This is a genomic window from Trinickia sp. (assembly GCF_051961175.1).
Lineage (GTDB): Bacteria > Pseudomonadota > Gammaproteobacteria > Burkholderiales > Burkholderiaceae > Trinickia.
The window spans coordinates 20042-28297 of record NZ_JBQCDN010000162.1; the positions used below are offsets into that span (position 1 = coordinate 20042).

The window sequence follows — 8256 nt, forward strand, 5'->3', positions numbered from 1 at the left end:
GACTTCGCCGATCAATCTGTGGCAGGCGCAATTCATACAAGCGCAGACGCAGGTGGAAACGGATCTCGTCGCGCTCTACAAGGCGCTCGGGCGGCTGGCAGGATGCGGCATAGCGCTTGCTGATTCGTTTCGAAGAAGGCGCCGGCATTGCGCCCGCCGGCGATCCCATGCCTGGCGCTGCCTCTCCGACACATTGCTCATGACGACCACGTCCGCTACCAGCCCTGGTTTGCGCTTACCCGGCGCGCGTGACACCGCGCCGATCGCCGCTGTGCGCGCGCATGCGTACAAAATCCCCACCGATTCCCCGGAAGCCGACGGCACGTTTGAATGGACATCGACGACGCTGGTCGTTGTCGAAATCGAGGCCGACGGCTGCACGGGGCTCGGCTATACCTACACCGACGCCAGTGCGACAGTGCTGATTCGCGACACGCTCGCCGAAGTTCTGGTGCACGAGCACGCCGGTTGTCTCGCCGCGCTGACACAGTGCTTGTGGCGGCGAGTACGCAACATCGGCCGCTCGGGGCTCTGTGCGAATGCGATCTCGGCGCTCGATTTCGCGCTGTGGGACCTCAACGCGAAGTTGCTCGACGTTCCGCTCGTGCGGCTCCTCGGCGGCCCTTTACGTGAGCGCGTGCCAATCTATGGCAGCGGCGGCTTCACGAGCTACGACGATACGAAGTTGCGCGATCAGCTGGCGCATTGGGTCTATGCCGACGGCTGCACGGCAGTCAAAATGAAAATCGGCACGGACCCGGCGCATGATCCTCGGCGGGTGGAAGCCGCGCGCGCGGCGATCGGCGATGCGGCGCTCTTCGTCGATGCGAACGGCGCCCTGACGGTCAACGGTGCGCTGCAATGCGCCGAACGCTTCGTCGATCAGGGCGTTGTCTGGTTCGAAGAACCCGTTTCATCCGACGATCTGGCCGGCATGCGACGCGTACGCGATGCGGCGCCCGCCGCCATGGATATCGCCGCGGGCGAATATGCCTACACGTGCGACGATTTTCGTCGAATGCTCGAAGCGCAGGCGGTGGACGTGCTGCAAGCCGACGCCACGCGCTGCGGCGGCGTCACCGGCTTCATGCAAGCGGCGCAGCTATGCGAGGCTTGGCACCTTCCGCTCTCGGCGCATTGCGCACCGGCCTTGCACCGTCATTTGGCCGCGGCCGCGCCGCGCTTGCGTCATGTCGAATGGTTTCACGATCACGTGCGTATCGAATCGATGCTGTTCGATGGTGCGCCGAAAGCCGACCACGGCACGATCGCGCCCGATCTCTCGCGCCCCGGCTGCGGGCTCGAGTTCAAACGTGCCGATGCCCAACGGTACGCACTTTGACAGGAGACGCGAGCCAATGCCGATGAATCGCACCGCCAGCGGAATCGTCACAGCCTTGGGTGTTGCCGCGGGCGCCGCGGTTGCCGCAACCGTTCTGAAATCAGCATCGAACGGCAAACCGGATCGCTCGCTCGCCGCCCATGCCTTGCGAGCCGTCGGCAAAGGGGCGCGAATCGATGCACACGTTCACGCCGCACGCGCATTCAATCGGAGTTCCGCTTTGCTCGCATGGTCCGCACTGGCGGATTCGGCGGTCGAGCACTATCGCGGCTCGTTCGAGAATCCGGCGATGTACGCGCCGCTCGTCATCGGCGCGCTCTCGCTCGCGGCCGGGATCCACGGCGGCGCGGATCGCGCCGGGAGCCGCCATCGCATCCGCAACACGATCTATCTGGCCGCTGCCGGCGTGGGCGTCGCGGGCACGGGCTTCCATCTATATAACGTCACGAAACGCCCGGGCCGGCTGAGCTGGCACAACCTGTTCTATGGTGCGCCGCTCGGCGCGCCCGCGGCGCTGCTGCTATCGGGCGCGTTGGGTGCCGTCGGTGAACGGCTGCGCGACGAACCGGCGCATGACCCACGGCTGCTCGGCATGCCGGCCGGCAAAGCGTTGGCCTTGCTCGCGGCCGTGGGGATGGCGGGGACGGTGGGCGAAGTGGCCTTGCTTCATTTTCGCGGCGCGTTTCAACACCGGGCGATGTATGCGCCTGTGACTGTCCCGCCGATCGCGGCGGTCCTGCTGGCGCGCGCCGCGCTTGCGCCGCCGCGGGAGAACGTGTGGACACGGCTCTGGCTGCGCGCGACGGCGGCGCTCGGCGCGATCGGCGTCGGCTTTCATATCCGGGGCGTTGCGCGCCAACGCGGCGGCTGGCGCAATTGGTCGCAGAACGTCCTGAGCGGCCCGCCGATACCGGCGCCCCCGAGTTTCACCGCCCTCGCGACGGCAGGACTTGCCGCCTTGCGTTTGAGAGACACCGAATCATGAGCCCTTCTCGACCATCGCATCCCTCCCGCTATCCCGGCTATGACGTCCTGCTCAAACGCGACTCGCCATCGTGGGACGACGTGACGCGTGAAGTCATCGACGCGCGCCTGGCTCAACGCAATACGCCCCGCTTTTGCAATGACGCTCAATGGCGGGTGTTGAACGCTTTGTGCGCCGTGCTGGTGCCGAATTCGTGCAAACCGGTCACGGATAGCTCGGGCTCGAGCTTGACTTCGCCTTCCGGCTCCCACGGCGACGATGTGCGCTGGGCCGACCCAATCGTCCCCGTCGCCGCGCTCGTCGACACGAAGCTGTTCGACGATAGCCGCGACGGCTACCGCGACGCGCGTCTCCCGCCGCTCCGCGAGGCCTGGCAGATCGGGCTTGCCGCGCTGGATACCGAGAGCCGCAACGCCTACGAGGCAGGCTTCGCCGATATCGACGAAGCCCAGCAACGCGGGCTCGTCGAGCGTATGCAGCAAGGCGACCTGAAAGATCCCGCATGGCAGGGCATGCCGTCCCACGTCTTCTTCGAACTGCGCGCGTTGAACGATATCAGCGCCGCCTACTACTCGCATCCGCAATCGTGGAGCGAGATCGGGTTCGGCGGTCCGGCGAATCCGCGCGGGTACGTGCGCATGCAAGCGAACCGCCGCGATCCGTGGGAAGCGGCCGAAGCGCATCCCGGAGAAGAAGCACGCGCACGCGAGGAGAACCGCCGTGCGCGATGACGCCATGCACACGCCGCGCGGCAAAAACGGGCGCGCACCGGACGTGTTCACGGTGGGCGGTTGGATACCGATGCGCGAGTACCGGCAAGACGACCCGGTCGATTTTGCGATCGTCGGGACCGGTGCGGGCGGCGGCACGCTGGCCTGCCGCCTCGCGGAGCAGGGCTTTAGCGTGGTGGCGTTCGATGCGGGTGCGTGGTGGCGTCCGCTCGAAGAGTTCGCATCAGACGAGACGCACCAGGCGAAACTCTATTGGACCGATGAACGCATTTGCGACGGCACGCAGCCGCTCAAAATGGGTAGCAACAACAGCGGTAAAGCAGTGGGCGGTAGTACCGTGCATTTCGCGATGGTCTCGCTGCGATTTCGCCCCGAGTGGTTCAAATCGCGCAGCCTGCTCGGCTATGGCGCCGATTGGCCAATCGATTGGCGGGAGATGTGGCGGTATTACGGCTACGTTGAAGAGGCTTTGAAAATCTCGGGGCCCGTTAATTATCCTTGGGGCCCGCATCGGCCGCGTTATCCCTATCGTGCACATGAGATGAATGCGGCGGCACTGGTTCTGGCGCGAGGCTGCGATGCGCTTGGTATCCCCTGGTGTCCTACGCCGCTGGCCACGATTTCCGCGCCGCGCGGGAAGGCGCATCCCTGCGTCTATCGCGGGTTTTGCGTGTCGGGATGCGCGACCAATGCCAAACAAAGTGCGCTGGTGACCTGGATTCCGCGTGCAGTGAAAGCCGGAGCCGAGATCCGCGATCTGGCGATGGTCGGCCGGGTTGCAGTGGATGAAAACGATCGCGTGACCGGCGTGGAGTACCTGCGCGAAGGGAAGTGGCAATTTCAGCGAGCGCGTCATGTCGTCGTCGCCGGCTATGCGATCGAAACGCCTCGACTCCTATTGATGTCGGCGACACCACGCTTTCCCAACGGCCTCGCCAATCGCTCGGGGCTCGTGGGCAAGAACCTGATGGTTCAAGCGAATCAGGCCGTATGGGGCTTGATGGATGAAGAAATCCGCTGGTACAAAGGGCCGCCATCGCTCGCGATGACCGAACATTGGAACTATACGGACGAAGGCAAGGATTTTTACGGCGGCTATTGCTACATGAGCCAACGGCCGCTGCCGAACGCCTGGGCTTCAACGCAGATCGGCCGCGGGCTGTGGGGCGAGGCGCTGCATCGGGAGATGGGAAAGTACAACCATCAAGCGGGATTGAAGATCGTCGGCGAATCGCTTCCGCAAGAGAGCAATCGCGTCACGCTGGCCGATGAGAAAGATGCGTACGGCCTGCCGATCGCGCATATCACGTACTCGCCGTGCGACAACGATAAACGGCTCGTCAAACATTCACTCGATTTCATGGGTATGGCGTTGGAAGCCGCGGGCGCCACGGAGATTTGGCGCCAGGAAGACGATACCTGTCATTTGAATGGCACGGCTCGAATGGGGGACGATCCGAAAACGAGCGTCGTCAATGCCGATTGTCGTAGTTGGGATATTCCAAACCTGTGGATCTGCGACGGCTCCGTGTTTCCGACAGTAGGCGGGGTCAACCCCTCATTGACGATCCAAGCGATCGCTTGCCGCACGGCAGACCGTATCGCGACGCTGCGTGCGCGCGGTGAACTGTGACTTCTGGCGCGGGACATCTTCAAGCATTCCGGCACGAAGGTTGCGTAAGAATTAAGTGGAACGGTTCACTATCCGGAGATCAGCGATGTCAGAGAACGCGCAGAACAATCCGACCCAGACGCAGCAAAACGAAATCGCCGCGAAGAGCCCGGCCAAGACGCCGGCCGCTGGGGACATGCCCGATGCGAAGACGCAAGGGAAAGAGTTTGGCAAGAATAAGCATGAGTCTCCGACAGCCTGGGTGGGGGCGAAAGAGCCGGCGGTGCTGCCGTCGATCGAGCACGGCGCGAAAAAGGGCGTGGACAGCGAAGACCCGATTGCGCGAGCGAATGCGCGGACGGTGTCCGTCGACAACGCGGGGATGGCCGCTACGGACGATACGGTTGACACCGACGGGAAAGGATTGGAGGCCAGACGCGGCGCATCGATATGGCAAGACAACGTCATCAACTCGAATGCGACGCTGGACAACGCGATCCCCGTGCGGCCGGAAGGGCTCGTCGATCTGGATAGCCGTCCTGGCGGAAACCTACCCATCATTGCCACACGAGAAGGATGGCGTGTGGCGTATCACGGGACGGTAGACGTCCGGGAGCGCAACGGGACGCGTGCCGAACAGGTGATTACACTCGAGCACACGGGGAAGGGGTACACGCACGGCTGACGGGCGGCAACACTCCCCTCACTCATGCCCATACCCCCCGTGCTCGCTAGCCTTCCCGCGAAACACCCAATAAGACCAGACGACATAAATCAGCAGAAACGGCAGCACGAATGCCGTACCGATCATCAAAAACTCATGCGACGCCGGCGCCGCAGCCGCTTGCCACAGCGTAACGGAAGGCGGCGCGATCATCGGCCAGAGGCTGATCACGAGCCCGGAGAACGACAAAAAGAACAACCCCACCGAGCACACGAACGGCAACACCTCGCGCCCACGCTCCGCGCCGCGAACGAGCAAACCGGCAAGCAATAACGTCACGAGCGGCACCGGCGCAAAGAACGCGAGATTCGGCCACGAGAACCAACGCGCGGCGATGCTGGGGTTGAATAACGGCGTCACCACGCTGACAACGCCGATAAACACGAACACGAGCACCATCACCCGCTGTGCGACACGCCGCGCCCACGTCTGAAGCCGTCCCTCCGTCTTCATAATCAGCCACGTCGCTCCTTGCAACGCATAACCCGCCATCACCCCGAGGCCCGCTAAAATCGGAAACGGCCGTACCCAATCCCAACTCGTCCCGACAAACTGTCCGCCCGCTTCGTCGAAGCCCTGAATGAACATGCCGACGATCACGCCCTGGGCGAAACTGGCCAGCACCGATCCGCACGCAAACGCCGCATTCCACCCATGCCGCTTCGCCCCCGGCACGCTTCGGAACTCGAACGCCACGCCACGGAAAATCAGACCCAGCAACATCAGCAACGCGGGAAAGTACACGGCGGGAACGATGATCGCGAACGCCCCCGGGAATACGGCCAACAGCCCCGCTGCGCCCAACACGAGCCAGGTCTCGTTGAAATCCCAGACCGGTGCGACGGACGCGATCATCACATCGCGATCCGCTTCGTTCTTGCGCAGGAGAAAGAGCATGCCGACGCCAAGATCGAAGCCATCCAACAGGATGTACATCAGCACCGCAAATCCAAGAATGGCCGCCCAGAGCGGGACCAGATCAAGATGCGTCATCATCGCCTCCCATCTTGGCCGGCAATACCGCCGGCCCCGACTCGTCGCCATCCGTACCCTGGGCTGCCGACAAGGGGCGCGCGGCACGCCGATTCAGCGTCGGCTTTGCGGGCCCAAGCGCTTCGGGGCCGATGCGCAACAGCCGCGCCATCAACACGATACCGGAGCCAAAAATGAACAGATAGCTGAGCACGTACAATGCGAGCGATAACGAGACGTCCGCCGTCGTCAACGATGGGGTGACCGAATCGGCCGTCCTCATCAATCCATAGACGGTCCACGGCTGACGCCCGGCCTCGGTCGTCGTCCACCCCGCAAGCACGGCGATGAACCCCAGCGGGCTGGCCCACCGGCAAACGGCCAGCCATCGCCGGCTTTCGTACAGCCTGCGTTTTGGCCATAGGACAAGACCGCTGATGACAATCGCCAGCATGAGCAGCGCGATGCCAACCATGATGTGAAAGGCAAAGAAGACGATGGGCACGGTGGGCCGGTCGGCGCGCGGCCAGTCCTTGAGCCCGCGGACAAGCCCATTTGGGTCATGCGTCAAATAGAGGCTGCCCAATACAGGAATAGCAATCTCGAAGCGATTGCGCTCCTCGCGATCGTCAGGAATCGAGAACAAATTCGCAGGCACGCGCCGGCCTGTATCCCAAAGACCTTCCATCGCCGCGAGCTTCGTCGGCTGATATTCGAGCGTGTTCCGTCCGTGCTCGTCGCCGATCGCGATCTGTGCAGGCACCATGATCACCAGGAACCACAGCGCCATCTTTACCATCACGCGCCCCTCTTCGGGCACCCGCCCTCTAAGCAGGTAATGTGCGCCCACACCGAGAATGACAAAAGCCGTCGTCACCACGAAGGCCGTCACCGTATGCGCCAATCGATAGGGAAACGACGGGTTGAAGATGATCGAGAGAATGCTGTCCGGCACAAACTTGCCGTCCATGATCCGATAACCACTGGGCGTCTGCATCCAACTGTTGACGGCCAGGATCCAGAACGACGACATCAACGTGCCAAGTGCGACCAGCATCGCTGAAAGCACATGGGCCCAGCGCGGCACGAGCTTGCGGCCAAATAGCAGCACGCCGAGAAACGCCGATTCGAGGAAGAAGGCGGTCAGCACTTCGTAAGCCATCAACGACCCGATGACGCTCGATGTCGCTGCCACGAATCGGCTCCAATTCGTTCCGAATTGAAAGGGCATGACAATGCCCGATACCACGCCCATGCCGAACGAGACGGCGAAAATGCGAATCCAAAAAGCCGAGAGCCGCCGGTAAACGTCACGGCCCGTCGCCCACCAAAGCATCTCGAGCGTGGCGATGTAACAAGAAAGGCCCACCGTGAATGCCGGCAGCAGAATATGCAACGCAATGACCCAGGCAAACTGCACGCGAGACAGCAAGAGAGGGCTCATAAGAGGCGGTACCTACCAAAAATGAAGCGGTGGGCGGGGTACGCAAGCTCGGCAGCGGGCTCGCCGAGACTCAGTCCATCGCCAGCAAAGCGAATGCCGCGATGCCGCATTTGCCGGCCCCATCGATGGCACGCGATATGCGGAAACCGCCGATGGATCGATGCGCGCGGGGCAGCGCTCTGCGCGCATACGAAAACGAACATCACGTTTGATCGGAGACTGCCATGGCGCGTTCGCATCACCACCCGAAGATCGTCGTCGTGACCGGGGCCAGCGCGGGAGTGGGCCGCGCAGCCGCGCTCGCCTTCGCACAACTCGGCGCCGACGTCGCGCTGCTCGCACGCGGTGCCGAAGCACTGGCTGAAGTGGCCGAGCTCGCACGCGGCTATGGCGTGCGGGCTTTGCCGATCGAAACCGACGTCAGCAATGCCGACGCCGTCGAAGCC

Annotated in this window: 8 protein-coding genes; 6 read left to right on the forward strand and 2 right to left on the reverse strand. The window is 63.2% G+C overall.

Annotation, left to right across the window (positions count from 1 at the left end; all coding sequences use genetic code 11):
* Positions 1-199 precede the first annotated feature (199 nt).
* From ACTHL0_RS09430 to ACTHL0_RS09450, 5 genes are all read left to right on the forward strand, one after another.
* Complete coding sequence (locus tag ACTHL0_RS09430) at positions 200-1342, forward strand: enolase C-terminal domain-like protein (RefSeq protein WP_440566471.1); 1143 nt, start codon at positions 200-202, stop codon at positions 1340-1342.
* Positions 1343-1364: 22 nt separating this feature from the next.
* Positions 1365-2327: a hypothetical protein gene (locus tag ACTHL0_RS09435; protein ID WP_440566464.1), complete on the forward strand. Its 963-nt coding sequence runs from the start codon at positions 1365-1367 to the stop codon at positions 2325-2327.
* Complete coding sequence (locus ACTHL0_RS09440) at positions 2324-3058, forward strand: gluconate 2-dehydrogenase subunit 3 family protein (RefSeq protein ID WP_440566465.1); 735 nt, start codon at positions 2324-2326, stop codon at positions 3056-3058. The genes ACTHL0_RS09435 and ACTHL0_RS09440 overlap by 4 nt, the downstream gene beginning before the upstream one ends.
* Positions 3048-4691, forward strand: coding sequence for a GMC family oxidoreductase (locus ACTHL0_RS09445; protein WP_440566466.1), 1644 nt, complete (start codon positions 3048-3050; stop codon positions 4689-4691). Before ACTHL0_RS09440 ends, ACTHL0_RS09445 begins: the two co-directional genes overlap by 11 nt.
* 85 nt (positions 4692-4776) lie before the next feature.
* On the forward strand, positions 4777-5355 hold the full coding sequence (locus ACTHL0_RS09450) for a DUF3005 domain-containing protein (RefSeq protein ID WP_440566467.1): 579 nt from the start codon (positions 4777-4779) through the stop codon (positions 5353-5355).
* Between the two features lie 18 nt (positions 5356-5373).
* Here ACTHL0_RS09450 and cydB read toward each other — a convergent pair whose 3' ends face one another.
* Both cydB and ACTHL0_RS09460 read right to left on the reverse strand, forming a co-directional pair.
* Entirely contained in the window at positions 5374-6387 is a 1014-nt protein-coding gene (gene cydB, locus ACTHL0_RS09455; protein ID WP_440566472.1) for a cytochrome d ubiquinol oxidase subunit II, read from the reverse strand.
* Positions 6374-7810, reverse strand: coding sequence for a cytochrome ubiquinol oxidase subunit I (locus ACTHL0_RS09460; RefSeq protein ID WP_440566468.1), 1437 nt, complete (start codon positions 7808-7810; stop codon positions 6374-6376). The genes cydB and ACTHL0_RS09460 overlap by 14 nt, the downstream gene beginning before the upstream one ends.
* 224 nt (positions 7811-8034) lie before the next feature.
* Here ACTHL0_RS09460 and ACTHL0_RS09465 point away from each other — a divergent pair.
* Positions 8035-8256: SDR family NAD(P)-dependent oxidoreductase (locus tag ACTHL0_RS09465; protein ID WP_440566469.1), on the forward strand; the 222-nt coding region annotated here is incomplete at its 3' end.

Bases quoted from the DNA above. Each gene is read 5' to 3' on its own strand.
- ACTHL0_RS09440 (WP_440566465.1), top strand. From the start codon at position 2,324: ATGAGCCCTTCTCGACCATCGCATCCCTCCCGCTATCCCGGCTATGAC.
- ACTHL0_RS09435 (WP_440566464.1), top strand. From the start codon at position 1,365: ATGAATCGCACCGCCAGCGGAATCGTCACAGCCTTGGGTGTTGCCGCG.
- cydB (WP_440566472.1), bottom strand. From the start codon at position 6,387: ATGACGCATCTTGATCTGGTCCCGCTCTGGGCGGCCATTCTTGGATTT.
- ACTHL0_RS09450 (WP_440566467.1), top strand. From the start codon at position 4,777: ATGTCAGAGAACGCGCAGAACAATCCGACCCAGACGCAGCAAAACGAA.
- ACTHL0_RS09460 (WP_440566468.1), bottom strand. From the start codon at position 7,810: ATGAGCCCTCTCTTGCTGTCTCGCGTGCAGTTTGCCTGGGTCATTGCG.
- ACTHL0_RS09430 (WP_440566471.1), top strand. From the start codon at position 200: ATGACGACCACGTCCGCTACCAGCCCTGGTTTGCGCTTACCCGGCGCG.